The following is a 25137-nucleotide window of genomic DNA, read 5'->3' on the forward strand; positions in this document are numbered from 1 at the left end:
CCGCCAGGGTGGGAACTGACTCAACAGGAGGCGATCGTTATGTCGAAAGAACCTGCAGTTGCGCTGATAGGCCCCGGCGCCATCGGAACCACCATCGCGGCAGCGCTGCACGAGGTCGGTCGTACGCCGACGGTCTGCGGGCGTACCGCTCATCCGCAGCTATCGCTGCGCTTTGACGGCGGACAGATCACCGTTCCCGGTCCGGTACTGACCGACCCCGCGACCGTTACGCGCCCGTTCGACCTGGTTTTCGTGGCGGTGAAGGCGACGCAAATTGACGGCATTAGCGCATGGCTGACGGCGCTGTGCGATAAAAATACCCTGGTTTGCGTGCTGCAAAACGGCGTTGAACAGCAGGAGCAGTTCGCTGCCAGGGTTGCGGGCGCCACGGTGCTGCCTGCGGTGGTGTGGTTCCCGGCGCTGCGGGAAGCCGACGCCTCCGTCTGGCTGCGCGCGGCCCCGAGGCTGACGATACCCGACACCGCGCAGGCCAAACGGGTGCAGGACGCGCTGCGCGGGACCCGCTGCGCCGTGGATCTGGCCGATGATTTCACGACCGTTGCGTGGCGCAAGCTGCTGCAGAATGCCGTCGCCGGCCTGATGGTGCTGGCGGGGCGTCGCGCCGGCATGTTTGCCCGGGAGGATATTACCGCCGTGGCCTTAGCCTATTTGCGCGAGTGCCTGAGCGTCGCGCGCGCCGAGGGCGCAAAACTGAGCGATAGCGTGCCGCAGGAGATCGTTGAAGTCTTTCACCGCGCGCCCGCCGATCTGAGCACTTCCATTCTTATCGACCGCGAGGCCGGGCTGCCGCTGGAGTGGGATATTCGCAACGGCGTGGTGCAGCGACGCGCTCGCCGGCACGGTATCCCGACGCCGCTGAGCGATCTTATCGTACCGCTGCTGGCCGCCGCCAGCGACGGGCCGGGCTGATAAATACCCGGCCGCCGCAGCGGTCGGCTAACGATACGGTTCATATAAAATAGATTATATATTGCATAAAATAGATAATTTCATTTATATGTGCACGCCAATTAAGGTGAACGCCTCTCTCTTACTGGAGGCGTTTATGCCACTCGTTATCTATATCTTTACCATTAGCGCGTTCGCGCTGGGGTTAGCTGAATTTGTGCCAATTGGCCTGACGAACGTGATGGCCCACGGTCTGGGCGTCAGCGTCGAACAGAGCGGCGGGGCGGTAACGACCTATGCGCTGGGCGCGACCGTTGCCGCGCCAATACTCACCGCGCTCACGGCGTCCTGGAGCCGAAAAAACGTTATGCTGGCGACCGCCGTGGTATTTACGCTCGGCAGCGTGGTTGCCGCCTTTGCCGGGAATCTCGCGTGGTTGCTGAGCGCCCGGTTCGTAGCGGGACTCGGGCATGGTCTCTTTCTTGCCGTGGCGTCCAGCACCGCCGCGCGTTTAGCAGGGCCACAAAAAGCGGGAGGGGCGGTGGCCGTGGTTTTCGGTGGCTTTACGCTGGCGATGGCGATAGGCGTGCCGCTGAGTACCGTTCTGGCTGAGCACGTGTCGTGGCGTTACGTTATGGCGGCAATCGGTCTCTTCGGCGCAATCGGCTTCTTCGGCCTGTTGTTCGGCATGAAGAATGCGCTTGCTACGGCCAAAAACGATCGGGGAGCGACGGTTTTCGCGAGCCTTGCGGCGCTGGTGAACCCGGTTCTGCTATCGGGCGCGCTGGTCACCGCGCTGGCCTACGGCGGCTCGTTTACGGCCTACACCTATATTGCCCCGGTGCTGACCTCTCTTACCGGCGTCACAACGGCGACGATTAGCCTGTTTCTGCTGATTTACGGCGTGATGGCGGCGTTAGGCAATATCCTCGGCGGCAAAATGACCGATACGCTGGGGGTTAATTGGGCTTCGGGGTGTATTGTGCTGGGGATCGTTATTGTGACCGCAGGAGTCTGGCTGTTCAGCTCATCGCCGTGGATAATGGGTGTGCTGATTGCGCTGCTCGGCATGCTCACGTTCGCCGCCGTTCCGGCGCTGCATGCACGGCTGATCGGCGTGGCGCAGCTGCATGCGCCGCATGCGCACGGGGTGGCCGCCGGGCTGAACATTGCCGGCTTTAATTCAGGAATTGCGCTTGGCTCCGTATTAGGCGGTGTGACCATTGCCCGCGTCGGAATTAGCTATGTGGGGATAGCCGGAGCGATGCTGTCGCTGTTGGGATTAGGCCTGCTGCTGTGGCAAATTAGCCGTCGCCGCCTTGGCGGTTCAGCCAGGGATGCGGTAGCCTGAAGGCCCGATAGTCTGAGAGCAAATCTGTATGAGCCACCTGACCCACCTGAGGACATTTCTTGAAGCATACCGCAGCGGCTCCTTTTCACGCGCCGCCGAGGCGTTGGGAATAACCCAGCCCGCGGCTTCACAGCACATACAGGCGCTGGAATCTCTGGTCGGCAAACCGCTTTTTGTTCGCCAGGCACGGGGTGTGGTGGCGACGGCTGCGGCCGAGGAGCTGGCACGCTCGGTGGCGCCCTTTATTGATGGCATAGAGGCCAAAATTGCCGGCTATCGTCCGCAGGCTGATGCTGGTGGTACGGTCTTTTTTGTCGGCTCTTCGGACTTTGTCTACTATCGCTTTTCATCTACCCTGTCCCGCTTGATTCAGGCGGGGTATCAGGTGCGTTTTACCATTGGCGACAGGTCGCGAATTTACGCGATGCTGGAGGATGAAAGCGTCGATTTTGCGATCACCGCCAGCATCCCCGATGAGAAAAACTATCGCTATTTTCTGCTGCACAGCGAAAGAATGCTGCTGGTTCACAGCCCGGCGTTAAGCGAGCAGATTGGCCGTAACCCGACGGCGCAAGCGCTGAGCCAGCTGCCGTTAATCGCCTTTGATGAAGAGCTGCCGTTGATAAGAACGCTATGGCATCAGATGTTTCAGACGCAACCGTCGGTTCAGGCCGCGTTAACGGTGGCAGATATGCGAATTATTCGCCAGATGGTGATTGAGGGGCAGGGCTGGAGCGTCTTGCCGGACTATCACTGCGCAGAGGCGTTAGCGCAAGGACGGCTGGTTTCGCCAACGCCGCCGGAGGTTTCACCCGGCAGCCATCTCTACCTCGTCTGGCATCGCAGAAAAGAGAACCCGCGCCTGAATCGTATTAAGGATCTGATTGCCGCTGATTTTGTCGTCCCCGCTCGCCACACTCTTGACGGGTAGGCCAGTGCGCAAACTCGGCTATCATCCTGCTTTTATCGTGCGGTGCTGAATATGCTCAACCACGCCATCTGCTCCCACCGTTACGGGCCGCCGCATCACCCTGCGCCAGCTTGCTCGACGTCGGCGAGTGGCGGGCTGCGTTTAGCGACATCTCGGCGGGTTGCCCGCAAATAAAGCGGGGGATGTGCCGCCGGGCGGCTTGATCTCTGTAAAGAGTGGGCTGCCAAGGTTCAGTTTTGGAACAGCGGCGGAGCCTGATAATAAAAAACGCCGCCGGAGAGGGCTCCGGCGGCGTTAGCTCGTCTTGCTTCAGCAGGGCAGCGGCTACTTCTTCTTCTCCCCCAGGGTTGGGGTTTCATCGAAGAAATTCCACGGCTTCAGCAGCGCGTGGGCCCATTCGGTAGGCATAATCGGCCACTCTTCGGCGCGCGCCACGTGGGTGGTGCCGGTGGTTATCCACACCACGTCATCGTGGTTGTCCAGCGACTCGTTATCTTTTGCGTACTGACCAAGGCCGGTATCGTGAATCGAACGGTTCGGATATTTGCCTTCCGGGTAGCGCTCTTCCTGATGATAGCGGGTGACCCACAGCTGCTTATCCATAAAGCTCAGGCGGTGATAGATCCACTCATCGGGGGCAAATTTGGCGCCGGTTGCCACCGGATGCGTCCCGCCGGCGTAAGGGATTATCTGGTACGACACCGGGTTACCCATCCGGTTTTCTTTCGTGGTGTTGCTCAGCAGGCGGATGGTGCCCGGGTCAAATTTCTGCGCCGCTTTCTGTTCCGTATCGATGGCGTACTGGTTAATCTGCATGGTGCTGGTACGCGGGCCGCCAGCGGTATTCGGCTTCACTTCCGGGTCCATCGCCACCAGGCTGTTGTTCTCGCCGTCAACGTCGAGATCGAGGCGGAAGTTGTAGATATGCTGATGGGTGGTGCCAACGATGTTATGGTCGATCAGCGTCCCGTAGCGGGTATCCTCTTTGGCGCTCGGATCGTGCATGGTCTTCGCCAACACGCCCTTCACCGCCTCAATGCCGGTGGCGCCGGCGTCGATGCCGATGGTGCCGTTCTCGTGGAAGACCCAGTCAAAGATGTAGTCGTAGTTGCCGACGGTGCTTATCCAGCGTACCACCAGCTCGCGACGCTCGGTGCTGACGTTGGGCTGGCCCATCTCCTGATGCTTGTACTCCGGCCCGGCATAGCGTTCAAAGATCGCCACGGCGCGCGGAATGGTGGTCGGCGTGCCGGTGTAGTCGGCGATGGTTTCATCCAGCAGCACCGAGTTGGCCGGCGCGTCCTTGCCGCGCACGATAGGCGAGGTCAGGGTGCCCATGCCGTAGTCGCCGGAGTCGAGATAGGCCTTAAAGTACCAGCCGACGTCCGGATCGCCGTACGGCACAATCATCCCGCCGAGGGAGCCTTCGTACATCACCTGGCGCTTTTTACCGTTGTCGTTGTAGGTCACGGTGGACAAAATCGGCCCGACGCGCGAGTTCAGGCGCAGGTGGAAATCCCAGTTCTGCCAGTGGATCATATCGCCGGTGATGGTGTAGTTTTTGCCTTCCGGTTCGGTGATATCCAGCGGCTTCACCGCCGGCTTCACGCGGTCGCGGCCGTCGTAAGGGCGGGACTCCATCGGCACCGGGATCACCGGACCTTCCTCAATCTTGATGATTTTCTTCTGCTCGAGATCGACCACCGCCACCAGGTTCTCAATCGGGTGCGCCCAGTAGTTGCCGTCGCCGGTATCCAGATAGCTCACTACCTTCAGCAGTCGCGCGTCCTGCTTCAGGCCATCTTTGCCGTCAAAGTAGCCGACGGTCAGCGGGGTGGTGATCACCTTTTTGGTATCGGTGATGCCGTGCTTTTTCAGCACCGCGGCAAACTCATCGCTGGCGTTGATGATATTTTGCACGCTGACGAAATCGTCGATCAGCACCATGCCGTGGGCGTCTTTGATCGCTTTCCAGGAGAGGATCTTCTTGTTCTGTAAATCGACCACGCTTTCGATAACGTGCTTACCGTCGAGCATCACCACGTCGGCGGTACGCGGGGCGTCCACGGCGGTACCGTTCAGCGCAAAGGCCCACACCGCCGCCTTATCCGGCTCGTGGAGGGAGATTTCGGTGAAGCGCGTATTCGCCCGGAACTCCGGCGCCGCTTTGACGATGGTGACCGCTTCGCTGATTTCCGCCGAGGTTAAGGAGTTGAGCGGGTGGGGGCGCTTTTCAACCTGGAAGGTTTGATCGAGGCCGGACTGGAACACGTCGTTGATAAAGGTCTCGGAAACCCAGGCTTTACCCTCTTTCATCACCACCGGAACCTGCAGGTTCAGCGGCTTGCCGTTGACGATGGCCGTTTTGGCGCCGGGCTTCACTTTGACATAGGCGCCGTCTTTGATCAGCGTAAACATCTGGGCATAGTCGTCCCACTGCACGTCGGCGCCAAACTCCTGCAGCGTCTTGTCCATCGGGACCATATGCGCTTCGCTACCGTGCGCCAGTACCGGCGTCTGCCAGGCGCAAAACAGGGCGACAGCCAGCGCCAAAGCCGTCTTACGCGGGGAAAGGATCGAGCCGTTTGCCATTGTGACCTCGTCTTATTGTTGTGTTGTGCCTTGCCGCTGCGAAAGTCGGCTTCAGTAGCACTAAGCTATCAGCGCCGGGCCATCAGGCGTTTGTTTGCTCTTGCCAGGTTGTTTGTCAGATTTGCCAGTTATGCCCCGGAAGGACGTTGCGGCTATGTTCCGGGGCGATGGGGAGGGCGTTTTGCCGTCAGGCCGGGAAGTCGCCGTGCTGGCGGGCAACGAGGGTCAGAATGGAGTAGAGCGCCACCGGCTGCTGGTGCTGGTTAAATATCTCTACCGCCCACTCGACGACGCCGGTGGCTTTCTCTTCCGCCGTGCGCTGGCGTTTGACCGTTTTACGCTTGCAGGTCAGGCGTACCTGGATAGTGTCTCCCGGCTTCACCGGCTCGATAAAGCGCAGATTTTCCATGCCGTAGTTGGCGATAACCGGCCCGACGCCGGCATCGACGAACAGCCCGGCGGCCGCGGAGATCAGGAAGTAACCGTGCACCACCCGTTCGCCGAAAATCGACTCGGCGGCGGCAATCTTATCCATGTGGGCGTAGAAGTGGTCGCCGCTCAGGCAGGCAAAATTGACGATATCCGCCTCGGTCAGCGTGCGGCGCGGCGTCAGCAGGCTGTCGCCGGGCTGGATCTCTTCGAAATATTTGCGGAATGGGTGAACGCGGTCTTCGGCCACCTGCGCGCCGCGAACCCACTGTCTGGAGATGGCGGCCAGCATGGTCGGGCTGCCCTGAACCGCCGTGCGCTGCATATAGTGCTTCACCGACCGCAGGCCGCCGAGCTCTTCGCCGCCTCCGGCGCGTCCCGGGCCGCCGTGAACCAGCTGCGGCAGCGGAGAGCCGTGGCCGGTAGACTCGGCGGACGACTCTTCGTTGAGGATCTGAATACGCCCGTGGCAGCGGGCGGCGCCGAGAATAAACGATCGTGCCAGCTCGCCGCTGGCGGTGACCAGCGTCCCCACCAGGCTGCCTTCGCCCGCCCGGGCGAGGGTCAGGGCGTGCTCGCGGTTTTGGTACGGCATCAGGGTCGCTACCGGGCCGAAGGCTTCGATGGCGTGCACCGCCGGGGTTTCATCCGGCTGCGGGCAGAACAGCAGCGTTGGCGGGAAAAAGGCCCCGGCGGCGCTGAGGTCCGCCCGGCCGCCGAGGCGGATTTCGCAGCCGGCCGCAATCAGCTTATTGACGTTCTCCTGCACGTCCCGGCGCTGGTCGTTATTCACCAGCGCGCCCATTTTGACCCCTTCCTGCGCCGGATCGCCCACCAGCACCTTCTCCAGCCGGGCGATCAGCGCCTCGCTCACCGCGCTGACCTGCGCCTGCGGCACGATAATCCGGCGGATTGCGGTACATTTCTGCCCGGCTTTCGCGGTCATTTCGCGCACCACTTCGCGAATAAACAGCGCGAACTCCGGCTGCTCTGGCGTGACGTCATCCCCCAGCACGCAGCAGTTCAGCGAGTCGGCTTCCATGGTGAAGGGGATGGATTTCGCCACCAGGTTCGGGTGCACGCGCAGCTGCTGGCCGGTGGCGGCGGAGCCGGTGAAGGTCACCACGTCCTGGCTATCGAGATGCTCGAGCAGATCCCCCGCGCCGCCGCAAATCAGGCTGAGGGCGCCTTCCGGCACCAGGCCGCTGTCAACGATGGATTGCACCATCGCCTGGGTCAGCTGGGCGGTGGCGGTAGCCGGCTTGACGATCGCCGGCATCCCGGCCAGCCAGGTTGGCGCCAGTTTCTCCAGCATCCCCCAGCAGGGGAAGTTGAAGGCGTTGATATGCACCACCACGCCGGACTTTGAGGTCAGCACGTGGCGGGCGGCGAAGCCTCCCTGTTTTGACAGCGGGATCGGCTCATCTTCCGGCCACAGATTATCGTCCGGCAGCTCCCGGCTGCCCAGTCCCGCATAGGTAAACAGCGTGCCGATGCCGCCTTCGATATCGACCCAGCTATCGGCGCGGGTCGCCCCGGTTTGCGCCGAAATGGCATAGAAGTCGGCCTTGTGCTCCAGCAGGTGTTTGGCCACCGCCTTGAGCATCGCGCTGCGCTCAATAAAGGTCATGGCCTGCAGCGCTTTGCCGCCGCGCTCGATGGCAAAGCGGCGCGCCTGCGCCATATCCAGCCCTTCGCTGGTGACTTCCCACAGCGCTTCGCCGCTGATGGCGTGGTGAATAGTACGGGTGCGGCCCCGGCCGGTCTGCCAGGCGCCGGATAAGTAGCTGGCTAACTGCTGCATCGCGAATCTCCAGATTTGTTACGTGAAATATCTATAAATAGTTATTTTATGAATCATTAAATGCAAGCCTATATTTAATAATTTATTAACATTGTGATCGATGATGTCGTGAGTTCGTGCCGTATGTTGTTGTATTTACGCTGTTAGTGGAATGTTTTGCGGCGATCGTCACAAAAAAGACAAACAAAATTTGTGGTTTTATTTAACCAGAGTGTAACTTTTATAAAACAAAGTGATTCACAAAAATTGATTTGTTGAATTTATAGGAATCATAAAGGTGATGACGTGACAGAAGAACAACGCTTTGACCAGCGCATCGCGCAGGATACGGCCATCGAACCGCAGGACTGGATGCCCGACGCCTACCGCCAGACGCTGATCCGCCAGATTGGCCAGCATGCGCACTCGGAAATTGTCGGCATGCTGCCGGAAGGGAACTGGATCACCCGCGCCCCGACGCTGCGCCGCAAGGCGATCCTGCTGGCTAAAGTGCAGGATGAGGCCGGCCACGGCCTCTATCTGTACAGCGCGGCGGAAACCCTCGGCTGCGCCCGGGAAGATCTCTATCAGAAGATGCTCGACGGGCGGATGAAGTACTCCTCTATTTTTAACTACCCGACGCTGAGCTGGGCGGATATCGGCGTGATCGGCTGGCTGGTGGACGGTGCCGCCATCGTCAATCAGGTGGCTCTGTGCCGCACCTCTTACGGCCCGTACGCCAGGGCGATGGTCAAAATCTGCAAGGAAGAGAGCTTCCACCAGCGCCAGGGATTTGAAGCCTGCATGGTGCTGGCCCAGGGCAGCGACGAACAGCGGCGGATGCTGCAGGACGCGATCGACCGCTTCTGGTGGCCGGCGCTGATGATGTTTGGCCCCAGCGATGACAGCTCGCCCAACAGCGCGCGCAGCATGGCGTGGAAGATCAAGCTGCACTCCAACGATGAGCTGCGCCAGCGCTTTGTCGACAACACCGTGCCGCAGGTCGAGCTGCTCGGGATGACCGTCCCGGACGCCGAGCTGCGCTTCGACGAGGCCAGCGGCCGCTACCGTTTCGGCGAGATTGACTGGCAGGAGCTGAACGAGGTCATTAGCGGCCGCGGGATCTGCAACCACGAACGGCTGGCCGCCAAGCGTAAAGCCTGGGAAGAGGGGGCATGGGTGCGGGAAGCCGCGCTGGCCCACGCGCAAAAACAACACTCCCGCGACGCGGCGTAAGGAGCACCACCATGAGCAACGTTTACTGGCCGTTATATGAGGTTTTTGTTCGCAGCAAACAGGGACTTTCGCACCGCCACGTCGGCAGCCTGCACGCCGCCGACGACCAGATGGCGCTGGAAAACGCCCGCGATGTCTACACCCGCCGCAGCGAAGGCTGCTCGCTGTGGGTGGTCAAGGCCAGCGAAATTATCGCTTCGCAGCCGGAAGAGCGCGGCGAATTCTTTGACCCGGCGGAGAGCAAAATCTACCGCCATCCTACTTTCTACAGCGTGCCGGACGGCATGGAACATATGTGAGGCAGCGATGAATAACCTGAATCCCGTTGCAACCTATGCCCTGCGTCTGGGCGATAACGGCCTGGTGCTGGCCCAGCGCCTGGGGGCGTGGTGCGGCCACGCGCCGGAGCTGGAGATTGATCTGGCGCTGGCCAATATCGGCCTCGACCTGCTCGGCCAGGCGCGTAACTTCCTTACCTACGCGGCGGAGCTGGCGGGAAGCGGGGACGAAGACACTCTCGCCTTTGGCCGCGACGAGCGCCAGTTTCACAACCTGCTGCTGGTGGAGCAGCCGAACGGCAGCTTCGCCGACACCCTTGTCCGCCAGTTCTTTATCGACGCCTGGCACGTAGCGCTGTTCACCCGCCTGGTGGAGAGCCGCGATGCGCAAATTGCCGCGATCGCCGCCAAGGGGCTGAAGGAGGTGCGCTACCACCTGCGCTTTAGCCGCGGCTGGCTCGAACGTCTGGGCAACGGCACGCCGCTCTCCGCGCAAAAAATGCAGCAGGCGGTCGATGGCCTGTGGCGCTTTACCGGCGAGCTGTTTATGGCCGACGCGCTGGAGCTGAGCCTGGTTGAGCAGGGAATTGCCGTCGACCCGCGCGAGCTTCAGGGGGCGTGGCAGAGCACGGTGCATACCGCGCTGCTGGAGTCGGGTCTGCAGATCCCGCAGGAAGCGGCGTTTCGCAGCGGCGGCAAGCAGGGTTTGCACAGCGAACACCTCGGACCGATGCTCGCGGAGATGCAGTATCTGCAGCGCGCCTATCCCGGCCAGCAGTGGTAGCAGGAGGTGGCTATGCAACGACTGACCGCGATCGCCCCCGCCGACGTGCACGCTATCTGGGCCCTGCTCAGCGAGATCCCCGACCCGGAAGTGCCGGTGCTGACCATTACCGACCTCGGGATGGTGCGCAGCGTGGCGCCGCGCGGCGAGGGCTGGGTGATTGGCTTTACGCCGACCTACTCTGGCTGCCCGGCAACGGAGCATCTGCTGGGCGAGATCCGCGCGGCGATGGCCCGCCACGGCTACACGCCGGTGCATATTGTCCTGCAGCTTGACCCGCCGTGGACCACCGACTGGATGAATCAGGCGGCCCGCGAGCGCCTGCGCCAGTACGGGATCAGCCCGCCGCAGGGGCACGCCTGCCACGCCGATATGCCGCAGGAGGTGGTTTGCCCGCGCTGCGGCAGCGTCCACACCTCGCTGATTAGCGAATTCGGTTCCACGGCCTGCAAAGCGCTCTACCGCTGCGACAGCTGCCGCGAACCCTTTGATTACTTTAAATGTATTTGAGGTTGCCATGACGACGTTTCATTCGCTTACCGTCGCGAGAGTGGAGCCGGAAACCCGCGATGCGGTGACCATTACCTTTGCTATCCCCGACGCGCTGCAGACCGAGTACGCCTTCCGTCCCGGCCAGCATCTGACCGTGAAAACCCGCCTCGGCGGGGAAGAGCTGCGGCGCTGCTACTCCATCTGCCGCAGCCGCTCCCCGGCCGAAATCAGCGTGGCGGTAAAGGCCATCGACGGCGGCCGCTTCTCCCGCTATGCGCAGAACGATATCCACCAGGGCATGGCCCTGGAGGTGATGGTTCCGCAGGGCCATTTCGGCTACCAGCCGCAGGCCGAACGGCGCGGCGAATACCTGGCGATTGCCGCCGGCTCCGGCATAACGCCGATGATGGCGATTATTGGCGCCACGCTCGCCACCGAAGCGCAAAGCCGCTTCACCCTGATCTACGGCAACCGCAGCAGCCACAGCATGATGTTTCGCCAGGCGCTGGCGGACCTGAAAGACCGCTATCCGCAGCGGCTGCAGGTGGTGCACCTGTTTAGCCAGGAGTCGATGGACAGCGACCTGCTGCAGGGACGCATCGACGGCGATAAGCTGCGCGCGCTCTCCGGCCGGCTGCTGGACTTCAGCCGCTTCGACGAGGCCTTTATTTGCGGCCCGGCGGCGATGATGGATGACGCGGAAGCCGCGCTGGGGGAGCTGGGAATGGCGGCGAACAGCATTCATCTTGAACGTTTTAATACCCCAGGCAGCAGCGTTAAGCGCGCCACCGGGGTGCAGGCCGAGGGCCGAACCGTGACCATTCGTCAGGACGGCCGTGACCGGCTGGTGGCCCTCAGCGCGGAGGATGACAGCATTCTCGACGCGGCGCTGCGCCAGGGGGCGGATCTGCCGTTCGCCTGTAAAGGCGGCGTCTGCGCCACCTGCAAATGCAAGGTGCTGCGCGGGGAAGTGGCGATGGCGGCAAACTACAGCCTCGAAGCGGAGGAGCTGGCGGCCGGATACGTGCTCAGCTGCCAGGCGCTGCCGACCAGCGGCGACGTGGTGGTGGATTTTGACGCCAGGGGGATGGCATGAGCGAACTGCTGATGAGCCGCCACGAGCGGGTGCTGCATCTGACCCTCAACCGGCCGCAGGCGCGCAATGCGCTCAATAATGCGCTGCTGACGCTGCTTGCCGAGGCGCTGGAAGCCGCGGCGGCCGATCCGGGCGTGAGCGCCTGCGTGATTAGCGGCGGCCAGCGCTTCTTTGCCGCCGGCGCCGACCTGAACGAAATGGCGGAAAAAGATCTTCCGGCCACGTTCGATGATCTTCGCCCCCGCCTGTGGGCGCGAATTGACGCCTTCCCGAAACCGCTGATTGCGGCAGTAAACGGCTACGCCCTCGGCGCGGGCTGCGAGCTGGCGCTGCTCTGCGACCTGGTGGTCGCGGGGGATAATGCCCGCTTCGGGGTGCCGGAAATCACCCTCGGCATGATGCCAGGCGCGGGCGGCACCCAGCGGCTGATCCGCTGCGTCGGCAAGGCGCTGGCCAGCCGCATGGTGCTGAGCGGCGAAGCCATCGACGCCCGGCGAGCGCAGCAGGCCGGGCTGGTGAGCGATATCTATCCGCCGGCCTTAACCAATGAATATGCCCTCAGGCTGGCCGCCACCGTAGCCCTCCACTCGCCGCTGGCGCTGCGGGCGGCGAAGCAGGCGCTGCGTCAGTCGCAGGAGGTGGGGCTGCAGGCCGGGCTCCAGCAGGAGCGCCAGCTGTTTACGCTGCTCAGCGCGACGGAAGATCGGCGCGAAGGCATCGACGCCTTTTTACAAAAACGTACCCCGCAATTTAAAGGACGCTAATGGTGGAAGCTTTTATTCTCAGCACCGTAGAACAGGGCGTGATGACGATTACCCTTAACCGTCCGGATCGCCTGAACAGCTTTAATGACCTGATGCATCAGCAGCTCGCCGAGTCTCTGACCCAGGCCGAGCGCGACGACAGCGTGCGCTGCCTGCTGATCACCGGTGCCGGACGCGGATTTTGCGCCGGCCAGGATCTTAACGATCGCAACGTTGACCCCAGCGGCCCGGCGCCGGATCTGGGGCTGTCGGTGGAGCGTTTCTATAACCCGCTGGTGCGCCGCCTGGCGGCGCTGCCGAAGCCGGTGATTGCGGCGGTTAACGGCGTGGCGGCCGGGGCCGGGGCAACGCTGGCGCTGGGCTGCGACATGGTGCTCGCCGCGCGATCCGCCAGCTTCGTGATGGCCTTCAGCAGGCTCGGGCTGGTGCCCGACTGCGGCGGCAGCTGGTTCCTGCCGCGGGTTGCCGGACGCGCCAGGGCGATGGGGCTGGCGCTGCTGGGCGAGAAGCTCAGCGCCGAACAGGCCGCCCAGTGGGGGATGATCTGGCAGCTGGTGGAAGACGCCGAGCTGGCGGACACCAGCCTGCAGCTGGCCCGCCATCTGGCGGCGCAGCCGACCTTTGGTCTCGGCCTGATTAAGCAAGCCCTGCTGGCCGCGGAAACCAACGGCCTCGATGCCCAGCTTGACCTGGAACGCGACTACCAGCGCATGGCCGGACGCAGCGCCGACTACCGCGAAGGCGTAAGCGCTTTCCTCGCCAAGCGTCCTCCACAGTTCAGCGGGAAATAGCCTATGAGCACAACACTGCATCTCGTCGCCGTGATCGGCGGCGGCACCATGGGCTCAGGGATTGCGGAAGTTGCCGCCGGTGCCGGACATCAGGTGCTGCTTTACGATATCGCCGCCGATGCGCTAACCCGCGCGGTGGACGGTATTCGCCAGCGGCTGGCCTCGCGCGTCGCGCGTGGCAGGCTGACCGCAGAGCAGGCCGAGGCGCTGCTGGCCCGTATCGTGCCGACGACGGAGCTGGCCGCGCTGGCGCCGGCGCAGCTGGTGATTGAAGCGGCTTCCGAACGTCCTGAGGTCAAAAAAGCGCTGTTCAGCCAGCTGGCGGAGATCTGCTCGCCCTCCGCGCTGCTCACCAGCAACACCTCCTCGATTTCGATTACCGCGATTGCCGCCGACGTTAAGCACCCGGAGCGCGTTGCCGGGCTGCACTTCTTTAATCCGGCGCCGGTGATGAAGCTGGTGGAAGTGGTCAGCGGCCTGGCCACCTCGCCGGAGGTGGTCGAACAGCTGTGCCGATGCGTCACCGCGTGGGGCAAGCAGCCGGTACGCTGCCGCTCAACGCCCGGGTTTATCGTCAATCGCGTCGCGCGCCCGTTCTATGCCGAAGCCTGGCGCGCGCTGGAGGAGCTGGTCGCTCCCGCGCAGGTCATTGACGCGGCGCTGCGCGACGGCGGCGGTTTCCCGATGGGGCCGCTGGCGCTGACCGATTTGATCGGCCAGGACGTCAACTTCGCGGTGACCTGTTCGGTGTTCAACGCCTTCTGGCAGGACCGGCGCTTTCTTCCCTCGCTGCTGCAGCAGGAGCTGGCGCTGGCCGGGCGTCTGGGCAAAAAGAGCGGGCAGGGCGTCTACCGCTGGCCGCTGGATGCCCAGACGGAACTGACCCTCAGCGCGGTGCCCAACCCGGCAGGCGCGTTGAAAATTCGCCGTAAAAGTGACGCCGTCACTGAACTTGACGAACTGCTGCTGATGGAGACCGAAGGCCAAACCGCCGAGGCCCTGAGCGCCCAGTACGGCCGTCCGGTAGTGGTCTATGACCACAGCGCCGGGGAGACGGTGGTGCTGGCGAGCGCGGAGTCTAATCCGCAGTCGGCCACCGATAAAGCGGTGCACTATTTTCAGCAGCAGGGCAAAAAAGTACTGCAGATTGCCGACTATCCGGGGCTGCTGGTGTGGCGCACGGTGGCGATGCTGGTAAATGAAGCGCTGGATGCGGTGCAGAAAGGGGTGGCCGAACCGGCGGATATCGACACCGCGATGCGCCTCGGGGTGAACTATCCGCACGGTCCGCTGGCGTGGGGCGCCCGACTGGGCTGGAACCGCGTGCTGCACCTGCTGGAAAACCTCCAGCAGCACTACGGCGAGGAGCGCTATCGCCCCTGTTCGCTACTGCGCCAGAAGGCGCTGCTGGAGATGCGTCATGAACGATAAGGCCTGGTGCAACGCGCGCGCGATGTACGAACTCGATACCTGCGCCCAAACGCTGGGGATCGACATTATTGAGATGGACGAAGGCTACGCGCAGATGACCATGACCGTCGCGCCGAACATGCTTAACGGCCATCAAACCTGCCACGGCGGGCAGCTCTTTTCTCTCGCCGATACCGCTTTTGCCTACGCCTGCAACAGCCAGGGGCTGGCGGCGGTAGCCTCGGCGGCGAGCATCGACTTTCTGCGCCCGGCCTTCGCCGGCGACCGGCTGGTCGCCACCGCACGGGTCAGGCAGCAGGGCAAACTGACCGGCGTCTACGACATCGACATCGTTAACCAACAACAGAAAATTGTCGCCCTGTTTCGCGGTAAATCGCACCGCATCGGCGGCACAATCACAGGAGAAGTTTGATGCGCGACGCCTTTATTTGTGACGGCATTCGTACGCCGATCGGCCGTTACGGCGGGGCGCTCGCCAGCGTGCGGGCCGACGATTTGGCCGCCATTCCGCTGCGCGAGCTGCTGAGCCGCAACCCGCGCCTCGATCCCGGCTGCATTGACGACGTGATTTTCGGCTGCGCCAACCAGGCCGGAGAAGATAACCGCAACGTGGCGCATATGGCGACGCTGCTGGCGGGCTACCCGCAGAGCGTCTCCGGCACCACCATCAACCGCCTGTGCGGCTCCGGACTGGACGCAATTGGCTTTGCCGCCCGCGCCATCAGGGCCGGGGACGCCGACCTGATGATTGCCGGCGGGGTAGAGTCGATGTCGCGGGCACCGTTTGTGATGGGCAAGGCCAGCGCGCCTTACCAGCGTCAGGCGGAGCTGTTTGATACCACCATCGGCTGGCGTTTTGTGAACCCGCTCATGCAGCAGCAATTTGGCACTGACAGCATGCCAGAAACGGCGGAGAATGTAGCCGAGTTGTTAAATATTAGCCGCGCCGATCAGGACGCCTTCGCCCTGCGCAGCCAGCAGCTGACGGCGAAAGCCCAGCGTAACGGCATCCTGGCGCAGGAGATCGTACCGGTACAGATTATCGGCAAGAAAGGGGCGGTCAGCGCCGTTCGCGAGGACGAACATCCGCGGGCGGAGACCACCCTGGAGCAGCTTTCACAGCTAAAAACCCCGTTCCGCAAGGGCGGCGTGGTCACCGCCGGAAACGCCTCCGGAGTTAACGACGGCGCCGCGGCGCTGATTATCGCCAGCGAACAGCAGGCGCTGGCCCAGGGGCTGACGCCGCGGGCGCGCATCGTGGCGATGGCCACGGCGGGGGTTGAACCACGGCTGATGGGGCTCGGGCCGGTGCCCGCCGTGCGCAAGGTGCTGGAGCGCGCGGGGCTGAACATTAACGATATGGACGTCATTGAACTGAACGAAGCCTTCGCGGCCCAGGCGCTGGGGGTGCTCAGACAGCTGGGCGTGGCGGACGATGCCGCGCACGTTAACCCCAACGGCGGCGCCATCGCTCTCGGCCACCCGCTGGGAATGAGCGGCGCCCGGCTGGCGCTGAGCGCGAGCCTGGAGCTGCAGCGCCGCGGCGGGCGCTACGCCCTGTGTACGATGTGTATTGGCGTGGGTCAGGGCATTGCCATGATCCTCGAGCGAGTGTGAGCTAATTTACCTGCGAGTACCCTAAAATGATAACTAATACAAAATTAGATCCGATTGAAAACGCTTCTCGTGACGAATTACAGGCTCTGCAAACCCAGCGTCTGAAGTGGACGCTGAAACACGCTTACGACAATGTTCCGATGTACCGCCGCAAGTTTGACGCGGCGGGGGTGCATCCTGACGACTTCCATGAGCTGAGCGACCTGAGCAAGTTCCCGTGCACCACCAAGCAGGATCTGCGCGATAACTACCCGTTCGATACCTTTGCGGTGCCGATGGAGCAGATTGTGCGCATCCACGCCTCGTCGGGAACTACCGGCAAGCCGACGGTGGTCGGCTACACGCAAAACGATATTGATACCTGGGCCAACATCGTCGCCCGCTCCCTGCGCGCGGCGGGCGGCACGGCGAAGGATAAAATCCACGTTGCCTACGGCTACGGCCTGTTCACCGGCGGCCTTGGCGCGCACTACGGCGCGGAGCGTCTGGGGGCCACGGTGATCCCGATGTCCGGCGGCCAGACGGAAAAACAGGCGCAGCTGATCCGCGATTTTCAGCCGGATATGATTATGGTTACGCCCTCGTACTGCCTGAACCTGATTGAAGAGCTCGAGCGGCAGATGGGCGGCGATGCCAGCCGCTGCTCCCTGCGGGTTGGCGTATTCGGCGCCGAGCCGTGGACGCTGGCAATGCGGGCGGAAATCGAGCGCCGTCTCGGGATCACCGCCCTGGATATCTACGGACTTTCGGAAGTCATGGGGCCGGGGGTGGCGATGGAGTGTCTGGAAACCGCCGACGGCCCGACCATCTGGGAAGATCATTTCTATCCAGAGGTGGTCAACCCGCACGACGGCACGCCGCTGGCGGATGGCGAACACGGCGAGCTGCTGTTCACCACCCTGACCAAAGAGGCGCTACCGGTGATCCGCTACCGCACCCGCGATCTGACCCGCCTGCTGCCGGGCACCGCGCGCAGCATGCGGCGGATGGATCGCATCAGCGGACGCAGCGACGACATGCTGATCATTCGCGGCGTCAACGTCTTCCCGTCGCAGCTGGAGGAGGAGATCCTCAAGGTGGAGCATCTGGCGCCGCACTATCAGCTGGAGGTCAATCGCCGTGGCCATCTTGATTCACTTTCGGTACGCGTGGAGCTGAAAGAGAGCAGCCTGTCGCTGACCCACGAGCAGCGCTGCCAGATCTGCCATCAGCTGCGTCACCGCATCAAGTCGATGGTCGGGATCTCCACCGATATCAGCATCGTCAACTGCGGCAGCATCCCGCGTTCAGAAGGCAAAGCCTGCCGGGTGTTCGACCTGCGCAAGGTTGCCGCTAACGGCTAGGTCAGCGCCTCCCGGCCCGCGCATCACAGCCCGGCCGGGCGATGAAATCCCAGCGGGACGCCGCGCGCCTGCCGGGAGCTCCCTGTGCTATGATTCGTCATGGACTAATAACAGCAACGGAATGAATCAGATGAGCAGGCTTGATAATTTTATTCAACAGGCGGTAACGGCGATGCCGATTAGCGGGACCTCGCTGATCGCCTCGTTGTACGGCGATTCGCTGCTGCAGCGCGGGGGCGAAGTGTGGCTCGGCAGCGTGGCGGCCCTGCTCGAAGGGCTGGGGTTTGGCGAACGCTTTGTGCGTACGGCGCTGTTTCGCCTTAACAAGGAGGAGTGGCTGGACGTGGTGCGCATCGGCCGCCGCAGCTTCTATCGTCTGAGCGACAAGGGGCTGCGCCTGACCCGCCGCGCGGAGCACAAAATTTATCGCGCCGGCGCCCCGGAGTGGGACGGCACCTGGCTGCTGCTGCTCTCCGAGGGGCTGGAAAAAAACACCCTGGCGGAAGTGAAAAAGCAGCTTCTGTGGCAGGGCTTTGGCGCGCTCGCGCCGAGCCTGCTCGCCTCGCCGTCGCAGAAGCTGGCGGACGTCCAGTCGCTGCTGCATGAGGCGGGAGTGGCGGAGAACGTCATCTGTTTTGAAGCGCACTCTCCGCTGGCGCTCTCCCGGGCGGCGCTGCGCGCGCGCGTCGAGGAGTGCTGGCATCTGACCGAGCAAAACGCGATGTACGAAACCTTTATTTCGCTGTTTCGCCCGCTGCTGCCGCTGCTGCGCGACGTCGATAGCGCGGAGCTGACCGCCGAGCGCTGCTTCCAGATCCAGCTGCTGTTAATCCATTTTTATCGTCGGGTGGTGCTCAAAGATCCGCTCCTGCCGGAGGAGCTGCTGCCGGCGCACTGGCTGGGGCAGACCGCGCGCCAGCTGTGCATCAATATTTATCAACGCGTCGCCCCCGGCGCGCTGGCCTTCGTGAGCGAGCACGGGGAGAGCTCGGTCGGCGAACTGCCGGCGCCGGGGCCGCTCTATTTTCAACGTTTTGGCGGCCTGACCGCCGCTTAAGGAGAGCCGATGCCGATTTATCAGATAGACGGAATGACCCCGGTGGTCCCCGATGAAAGCTACGTTCACCCCACGGCAGTGCTGATTGGCGACGTGATCCTCGGGAAAGGCGTGTACGTCGGGCCCAACGCCAGCCTGCGCGGTGATTTCGGGCGTATTGTGGTGAAAGACGGCGCGAACATTCAGGATAACTGCGTGATGCACGGCTTTCCCGGCCAGGATACGGTGGTCGAAGAGGACGGGCATATCGGCCACGGGGCGATCCTCCACGGCTGCGTCATCGGCCGCAACGCGCTGGTGGGGATGAGCGCGGTGATTATCGACGGCGCGACGATTGGCGAAAACAGCATCGTTGGCGCCTCGGCGTTCGTTAAGGCCAAAGCCGAGATGCCGGCCAACCATCTGATCGTCGGCAGCCCGGCGAAGGCGATTCGCACCCTGAGCGAGCAGGAGATCGCGTGGAAAAAGCAGGGGACGCGGGAGTATCAGGTGCTGGTCGAACGCTGCCAGCAAACGCTGCATCAGGTGGAGCCGCTGAAAGAGGTGGAACCGCAGAGAAAGCGCCTGGAGTTTGACGAAAGCCTGCGGCCGAAATCATCATCCTGAACCATAGCCCTCCGGCATGGAGGGCTAATATTTAGCCAGCTCCTGAAAGAGCGCCGGGTTCGCCTGAATCGCCGCCAGCACTTTTGCCGCCAGCCCCGTTGGGTTGCGTCGTCTGGATTCCCAGCTTTTAATGGTATCCACGCTGGTTCCCAGCGCTTGCGCCATTTCCGTCTGGGAAACGTTCAGCCGCGCTCGAATGGCCTTCACGTCAGCAATCTCATAGCGAGTCACGCGGGCCGGGGCTTTATCGCCATTTTTGATATCCACGGCTTCTTTGAGAGACGTTTGAAGCTCATCAAAAAAACTCATATCACACCTCATTTTTCAGTTGTTTTGCTAGTTTTTTGAGCTGCGCTTTTTCAGCATCGGTCAGGCTATCTTTAGTGCTTTTTGGGTAAGCCAAAACCAGATAGATAATCTCAGCGGTTGCGAGGAAGTAGATCACCCTCGCGCTGCCGCTTTTCCCCTGAGAGCCTGTCGCCATCCTGATTTTCCGTAAGCCACCCGTATTCTGGATGATATCCCCGGCATCCGGATTGCCAATGAGTTCTTTCTGCAGCGCCCGAAGCTCATCGTCAGTAGCAAGCTGTTGTATCTGCCGGGTAAACAGCGGTGTTTCGATAAATTCAATCGCACAGCACATGAGTACGCTCCTTATTAAGGTACCATGTACACTTTTATGTGTACATGGTACCCATGCATAATTTTACGGCCATCTGTCAGGCGGGTGCCCGCAGGTCGGAGACGGGTTGCCTCAAGCCGTGAGCGCTATCGTACAGGTTGAATGGTTTTCTGACGGAATGAGCTGCTGATGTTACGAGGCGTCTCGTAAAGTGGGTGATGGGGAGAAAAAACTCCCACCGGGCGGTGGGAGTGGAAATCTATTATGCCGCAACTACGCTATCGATGGCCGCTTTGGCGTCGTTCTGCGCTTTGGCCGCCACTTCCGGACCGTAAGCGATGCCTTCAGCGAAGACGAAGTTCACGTCGGTGATGCCGATGAAGCCGAGGAAGGTTGACAGGTACGGCGTGACCAGGTCAGTCGCGGTATCTTTATGGATGCCGCCGCGGCTGGTAACAACAATAGCGCGTTTACCGGTAACCAGACCTTCCGGCCCTTTCTCGGTGTAGCGGAAGGTGACGCCAGCGCGAGCCACGAGGTCGAAGTAGTTTTTCAGCTGAGTCGGGATGTTGAAGTTATACATCGGCGCGGCGATAACAATCACGTCATTTGCCTGCAGCTCGGCGATCAGCTCGTCGGACAGCGCCAGCGCTTCCTGCTGACGCGGAGTCAGCGGCGCATCGCTCGGACGCAGAGCACCCACCAGTTCGCCATCCAGTACCGGAATCGGATTTGCTGCCAGGTCACGCACGGTGATAACGTCTTCAGCGTGCTTTTCACGCCATTGTTCAACAAAATAGTCGGACAGCTGACCGGATTGCGAGTACCCTGCCAGAATACTGGATTTGAGAACTAATACTTTGCTCATGGGTGTTTCCTTATATGAGATTGACGGGTCGATGCCCTGGTGCTTGCTGACACTTTATTCACAATCATGCCACAGAGAAAGCGCAATAAATCGAACTCCGTGTTCAGTTTTTTTGAACAAGGCATGAAATGATCAGCTGTGGTAATCTACAGCAATACTTCAAAAGAGATTTTTCCTGGCAGAGCACTGCCCGATAACGCTATGACAGAACAACAAATTTTCACCTTCCCCCAGCTCTTCCAGCAGCTTGACGGCCTGATGCTGCGCGACAGGTCACGCTTTTCCCGCCGTCTGCACGGCGTGAAGAAGGTTAAAAATCCTGAATCCCAGCAGACTATTCTGCGGGAGATGGCGCAGGAGATTGCGGCGGCGGCAGGGAAAGTCCTGCTGCGTGAAGCGGCGCGGCCGGCGATCACCTATCCGGAAAACCTGCCGGTAAGCCAGAAAAAGCAGGAGATCCTCGAAGCCGTGCGCGACCACCAGGTGGTGATTGTGGCGGGGGAGACCGGCTCCGGTAAAACCACCCAGCTGCCAAAAATCTGTATGGAGCTGGGGCGCGGGGTGAAAGGTTTAATTGGCCACACCCAGCCGCGTCGTCTGGCGGCACGCACCGTGGCAAACCGCATCGCCGAGGAGCTGCAAAGCGAGCCGGGCGGCTGCATCGGCTATAAGGTGCGCTTTAGCGATCACGTCAGCGACAACACCATGGTCAAGCTGATGACCGACGGTATTCTGCTGGCGGAGATCCAGCAGGACCGGCTGCTGCTGCAGTACGACACCATCATTATCGATGAGGCCCACGAACGCAGCCTCAATATCGATTTCCTGCTCGGCTACCTGCGGGAGCTGTTGCCGAAGCGTCCGGACCTCAAAATCATCATCACCTCGGCGACCATCGACCCGGAACGCTTCTCGCGCCACTTTAACCACGCGCCGATTATCGAAGTTTCCGGCCGCACCTATCCGGTCGAAGTTCGCTACCGGCCGATCGTGGAAGAGGCCGACGACACCGAACGCGATCAGCTGCAGGCGATTTTCGACGCCGTGGATGAGCTGGGCCATGAAAGCCCCGGCGATATCCTGATCTTTATGAGCGGCGAGCGGGAGATTCGCGATACCGCCGATGCGCTCAATAAGCTCAACCTGCGGCATACCGAAGTGCTGCCGCTCTACGCCCGGCTGTCGAACAGCGAGCAGAACCGCGTCTTCCAGTCCCACAGCGGGCGGCGCATCGTGCTGGCGACCAACGTCGCGGAAACCTCGCTGACGGTGCCGGGAATTAAGTACGTTATCGACCCGGGCACCGCGCGCATCAGCCGCTATAGCTTCCGCACCAAGGTGCAGCGTCTGCCGATTGAGCCCGTTTCTCAGGCCTCCGCTAACCAGCGTAAAGGCCGCTGCGGTCGCGTATCGGAAGGGATCTGTATTCGTCTCTATTCCGAAGACGATTTCCTGTCGCGCCCGGCGTTTACCGACCCGGAAATCCTGCGCACCAACCTGGCGTCGGTTATTCTGCAGATGACCGCGCTGGGGCTGGGCGATATCGCCGCCTTCCCGTTCGTTGAGGCGCCGGACAAGCGTAACATCCAGGACGGCGTGCGCCTGCTGGAGGAGCTCGGGGCGATTACCACCGACGAGCAGATGACCGCCTATAAGCTGACGCCGATGGGCCGCCAGCTCAGCCAGCTGCCGGTTGACCCGCGGCTGGCGCGAATGGTGCTGGAAGCGCAAAAGCACGGCTGCGTGCGCGAGGCGATGATCATCACCTCGGCGCTGTCGATTCAGGACCCGCGCGAACGGCCGATGGACAAGCAGCAGGCTTCGGATGAGAAGCACCGCCGCTTCCACGATAAAGAGTCGGACTTCCTCGCCTTCGTCAACCTGTGGAACTACCTCGGCGAGCAGCAGAAGGCGCTGTCGTCGAACCAGTTCCGCCGTCAGTGCCGCCTTGATTTTCTTAACTATCTGCGGGTGCGCGAGTGGCAGGATATCTATACCCAGCTGCGCCAGGTGGTGAAAGAGCTGGGCCTGCCGGTCAATAGCGAACCGGCGGAGTACCGCGAAATTCACACCGCGCTGCTGACCGGGCTGCTGTCGCATATCGGCATGAAGGATACCGACAAGCAGGAGTTTACCGGCGCGCGTAACGCCCGCTTCTCGATCTTCCCGGGCTCCGGGCTGTTTAAGAAGCCGCCGAAGTGGACCATGGTTGCCGAGCTGGTGGAAACCAGCCGCCTGTGGGGGCGCATTGCCGCGCGCATCGACCCGGAATGGGTGGAGCCGGTGGCGCAGCATCTGATTAAACGTTCGTACAGCGAACCGCACTGGGAGCGGGCGCAGGGCGCGGTGATGGCGACGGAGAAAGTGACCGTCTACGGCCTGCCGATCGTTGCCGCCCGCAAGGTGAACTACAGCCAGATTGACCCGGCGCTGTGCCGCGAGCTGTTTATCCGCCACGCGCTGGTGGAGGGTGACTGGCAGACCCGGCACACTTTCTTCCGCGATAACCTCAAGCTGCGAACTGAGATCGAAGAGCTGGAGCACAAATCGCGCCGCCGCGACATCCTGGTCGATGACGAGACCATGTTTGAGTTCTACGATCGGCGCATCAGCCATGACGTCATCTCGGCGCGCCATTTCGACAACTGGTGGAAACAGGCCAGCCGCGAGACGCCGGATCTGCTCAACTTCGAAAAGAGCATGCTGATTAAAGAGGGCGCGGAGCAGGTCAGCAAGCTGGACTACCCGAACTTCTGGCATCAGGGCAACCTCAAGCTGCGCCTGACCTACCAGTTTGAACCGGGCGCCGACGCCGATGGGGTGACGGTGCATATTCCGCTGCCGCTGCTCAATCAGGTGGAGGAGGCCGGCTTCGAATGGCAAATCCCCGGCCTGCGCCGGGAGCTGATTATCGCCCTGATTAAGTCGCTGCCGAAACCGGTGCGGCGTAACTTTGTCCCGGCGCCGAACTACGCCGAAGCCTTTTTAGGCCGCGCGACGCCGCTGGAGCTGCCGCTGCTGGATTCGCTGGAGCGCGAGCTGCGGCGGATGAGCGGCGTGACCATCGACCGCGAGGCCTGGCAGTGGGATCAGGTGCCCGATCACCTAAAAATCACCTTCCGGGTGGTGGATGATAAGAACAAGAAGCTCGCCGAAGGCCGTTCGCTGCAGGAGTTAAAGGACGCGCTGAAGGGGAAAGTGCAGGAGACGCTCTCCGCGGTGGCCGATGACGGTATCGAGCAGAGCGGGCTGCATATCTGGAGCTTCGGCACGCTGGCGGAAAGCTATGAGCAAAAGCGCGGCAACTATCGGGTTAAGGCCTGGCCGGCGCTGGTGGACGAACGTGACAGCGTCGCCATTAAGCTGTTCGACAATCCGCTCGAGCAGCAGCAGGCGATGTGGCGCGGTCTGCGGCGTCTGCTGCTGCTGAACATTCCGTCGCCGATTAAATATCTGCACGAGAAGCTGCCAAATAAAGCCAAGCTGGGGCTCTATTTTAACCCCTACGGTAAGGTGCTGGATCTGATTGACGACTGCATCTCCTGCGGCGTCGATAAGCTTATCGACGAGGCCGGCGGGCCGGTATGGACCGAAGAGGGCTTTGCGAAGCTGCACGAGAAGGTCCGCGCCGAGCTCAACGATACGGTGGTGGAGATAGCCAAACAGGTTGAGCAGATTCTGACCGCGGTGTTCAACGTCAACAAGCGGCTGAAAGGGCGCGTGGATATGACCATGGCGCTGGGGCTGTCGGATATCAAGGCGCAGATGAGCGGGCTGGTCTATCGCGGATTCGTCACCGGCAACGGCTTCCGCCGGCTGGGGGATACGCTGCGCTATCTGCAGGCGATTGAAAAGCGTCTGGAGAAAATGGCCGTCGATCCCCATCGCGATCGCGCGCAGATGCTGAAGATTGAGAGCATTCAGCAGGCGTGGCAGCAGTGGTTGAATAAGCTGCCGCCGGCGCGGCGCGACGATGAGGACGTGCAGGAGGTCCGCTGGATGATCGAGGAGCTGCGCGTTAGCTTCTTTGCCCAGCAGCTGGGTACCCCGTACCCGATTTCCGATAAGCGGATCCTGCAGGCGATGGAGCAGATCGTCGCCTGATCGGCGGGCTGAGGGTCGTTTTTAGGGTGCTTTGGGCGAAGGCTGCTTTTTAA

Annotated in this window: 22 protein-coding genes; 17 read left to right on the plus strand and 5 right to left on the minus strand. The window is 61.9% G+C overall.

Annotated features, from left to right (window positions below; genetic code table 11):
• Nucleotides 1-39: 39 nt before the first annotated feature.
• From RTE01_RS14140 to RTE01_RS14150, 3 genes are all read left to right on the plus strand, one after another.
• Nucleotides 40-930 (plus strand): oxidoreductase, encoded by an 891-nt coding sequence (locus RTE01_RS14140; protein ID WP_041145260.1) that lies wholly within the window; start codon nucleotides 40-42, stop codon nucleotides 928-930.
• A 136-nt stretch (nucleotides 931-1066) separates the two neighbouring features.
• Entirely contained in the window at nucleotides 1067-2260 is a 1194-nt protein-coding gene (locus tag RTE01_RS14145; protein WP_134525750.1) for an MFS transporter, read from the plus strand.
• Nucleotides 2261-2288: 28 nt separating this feature from the next.
• Entirely contained in the window at nucleotides 2289-3191 is a 903-nt protein-coding gene (locus RTE01_RS14150) for a LysR family transcriptional regulator (protein WP_115192925.1), read from the plus strand.
• 324 nt (nucleotides 3192-3515) lie between these two features.
• Here the strand turns inward: RTE01_RS14150 and tynA are convergent, their stop codons facing one another.
• Nucleotides 3516-5783: a primary-amine oxidase gene (gene tynA, locus RTE01_RS14155; RefSeq protein WP_041145262.1), complete on the minus strand. Its 2268-nt coding sequence runs from the start codon at nucleotides 5781-5783 to the stop codon at nucleotides 3516-3518.
• 187 nt (nucleotides 5784-5970) lie between these two features.
• Nucleotides 5971-8016, minus strand: coding sequence for a phenylacetic acid degradation bifunctional protein PaaZ (gene paaZ / locus RTE01_RS14160; RefSeq protein ID WP_134525752.1), 2046 nt, complete (start codon nucleotides 8014-8016; stop codon nucleotides 5971-5973).
• A 285-nt stretch (nucleotides 8017-8301) separates the two neighbouring features.
• Here paaZ and paaA point away from each other — a divergent pair, with 285 nt between their 5' ends.
• The 13 genes from paaA to paaY all read left to right on the plus strand — a co-directional run bounded on the left by paaA (nucleotide 8302) and on the right by paaY (nucleotide 19490).
• Nucleotides 8302-9231, plus strand: a complete 930-nt coding sequence (paaA, locus tag RTE01_RS14165; protein WP_041145264.1) for a 1,2-phenylacetyl-CoA epoxidase subunit PaaA — start codon at nucleotides 8302-8304, stop codon at nucleotides 9229-9231.
• 11 nt (nucleotides 9232-9242) lie between these two features.
• Nucleotides 9243-9530, plus strand: a complete 288-nt coding sequence (paaB, locus tag RTE01_RS14170; RefSeq protein ID WP_041145265.1) for a 1,2-phenylacetyl-CoA epoxidase subunit PaaB — start codon at nucleotides 9243-9245, stop codon at nucleotides 9528-9530.
• Between the two features lie 7 nt (nucleotides 9531-9537).
• Complete coding sequence (gene paaC, locus RTE01_RS14175) at nucleotides 9538-10293, plus strand: 1,2-phenylacetyl-CoA epoxidase subunit PaaC (protein ID WP_134525754.1); 756 nt, start codon at nucleotides 9538-9540, stop codon at nucleotides 10291-10293.
• Nucleotides 10294-10305: 12 nt separating this feature from the next.
• The gene (gene paaD, locus RTE01_RS14180) at nucleotides 10306-10803 is read left to right on the plus strand and encodes a 1,2-phenylacetyl-CoA epoxidase subunit PaaD (RefSeq protein ID WP_076945451.1); all 498 of its coding nucleotides are present in this window, start codon (nucleotides 10306-10308) and stop codon (nucleotides 10801-10803) included.
• Between the two features lie 7 nt (nucleotides 10804-10810).
• Complete coding sequence (paaE, locus tag RTE01_RS14185; RefSeq protein ID WP_134525756.1) at nucleotides 10811-11881, plus strand: 1,2-phenylacetyl-CoA epoxidase subunit PaaE; 1071 nt, start codon at nucleotides 10811-10813, stop codon at nucleotides 11879-11881.
• Nucleotides 11878-12645, plus strand: a complete 768-nt coding sequence (paaF, locus tag RTE01_RS14190; RefSeq protein ID WP_141335112.1) for a 2,3-dehydroadipyl-CoA hydratase PaaF — start codon at nucleotides 11878-11880, stop codon at nucleotides 12643-12645. The genes paaE and paaF overlap by 4 nt, the downstream gene beginning before the upstream one ends.
• 2 nt (nucleotides 12646-12647) lie before the next feature.
• On the plus strand, nucleotides 12648-13436 hold the full coding sequence (gene paaG / locus RTE01_RS14195; RefSeq protein ID WP_123551494.1) for a 2-(1,2-epoxy-1,2-dihydrophenyl)acetyl-CoA isomerase PaaG: 789 nt from the start codon (nucleotides 12648-12650) through the stop codon (nucleotides 13434-13436).
• 3 nt (nucleotides 13437-13439) lie between these two features.
• Nucleotides 13440-14867, plus strand: a complete 1428-nt coding sequence (gene paaH, locus RTE01_RS14200) for a 3-hydroxyacyl-CoA dehydrogenase PaaH (RefSeq protein WP_134525758.1) — start codon at nucleotides 13440-13442, stop codon at nucleotides 14865-14867.
• Nucleotides 14857-15279: a hydroxyphenylacetyl-CoA thioesterase PaaI gene (paaI, locus tag RTE01_RS14205; RefSeq protein WP_134525760.1), complete on the plus strand. Its 423-nt coding sequence runs from the start codon at nucleotides 14857-14859 to the stop codon at nucleotides 15277-15279. Before paaH ends, paaI begins: the two co-directional genes overlap by 11 nt.
• Nucleotides 15279-16484 carry a 3-oxoadipyl-CoA thiolase gene (gene pcaF, locus RTE01_RS14210; RefSeq protein ID WP_041145272.1) on the plus strand — a complete coding sequence of 402 codons (1206 nt, stop codon included), beginning with the start codon at nucleotides 15279-15281 and terminating at the stop codon, nucleotides 16482-16484. The genes paaI and pcaF overlap by 1 nt, the downstream gene beginning before the upstream one ends.
• Before the next feature lie 26 nt (nucleotides 16485-16510).
• Nucleotides 16511-17827 carry a phenylacetate--CoA ligase PaaK gene (paaK, locus tag RTE01_RS14215; RefSeq protein WP_041145273.1) on the plus strand — a complete coding sequence of 439 codons (1317 nt, stop codon included), beginning with the start codon at nucleotides 16511-16513 and terminating at the stop codon, nucleotides 17825-17827.
• Nucleotides 17828-17957: 130 nt separating this feature from the next.
• Nucleotides 17958-18884 carry a phenylacetic acid degradation operon negative regulatory protein PaaX gene (paaX, locus tag RTE01_RS14220; RefSeq protein ID WP_166793726.1) on the plus strand — a complete coding sequence of 309 codons (927 nt, stop codon included), beginning with the start codon at nucleotides 17958-17960 and terminating at the stop codon, nucleotides 18882-18884.
• Between the two features lie 9 nt (nucleotides 18885-18893).
• Nucleotides 18894-19490: a phenylacetic acid degradation protein PaaY gene (gene paaY, locus RTE01_RS14225; RefSeq protein WP_041145275.1), complete on the plus strand. Its 597-nt coding sequence runs from the start codon at nucleotides 18894-18896 to the stop codon at nucleotides 19488-19490.
• A 24-nt stretch (nucleotides 19491-19514) separates the two neighbouring features.
• Here paaY and nadS read toward each other — a convergent pair whose 3' ends face one another.
• The 3 genes from nadS to azoR all read right to left on the minus strand — a co-directional run bounded on the left by nadS (nucleotide 19515) and on the right by azoR (nucleotide 20980).
• Entirely contained in the window at nucleotides 19515-19799 is a 285-nt protein-coding gene (gene nadS, locus RTE01_RS14230) for a NadS family protein (RefSeq protein ID WP_041145276.1), read from the minus strand.
• Between the two features lies 1 nt (nucleotide 19800).
• Nucleotides 19801-20133 carry a type II toxin-antitoxin system RelE/ParE family toxin gene (locus tag RTE01_RS14235; protein ID WP_041145277.1) on the minus strand — a complete coding sequence of 111 codons (333 nt, stop codon included), beginning with the start codon at nucleotides 20131-20133 and terminating at the stop codon, nucleotides 19801-19803.
• Between the two features lie 241 nt (nucleotides 20134-20374).
• Nucleotides 20375-20980, minus strand: a complete 606-nt coding sequence (azoR, locus tag RTE01_RS14240; RefSeq protein WP_134525762.1) for an FMN-dependent NADH-azoreductase — start codon at nucleotides 20978-20980, stop codon at nucleotides 20375-20377.
• 201 nt (nucleotides 20981-21181) lie between these two features.
• Between azoR and hrpA the strand changes: the two genes are divergently transcribed.
• Nucleotides 21182-25084, plus strand: a complete 3903-nt coding sequence (hrpA, locus tag RTE01_RS14245) for an ATP-dependent RNA helicase HrpA (RefSeq protein WP_134525764.1) — start codon at nucleotides 21182-21184, stop codon at nucleotides 25082-25084.
• Nucleotides 25085-25137: the final 53 nt, after the last annotated feature.

Origin of the sequence: Klebsiella terrigena (assembly GCF_006539725.1) — a bacterium.
Classification (GTDB): Bacteria; Pseudomonadota; Gammaproteobacteria; order Enterobacterales; family Enterobacteriaceae; genus Klebsiella; species Klebsiella terrigena.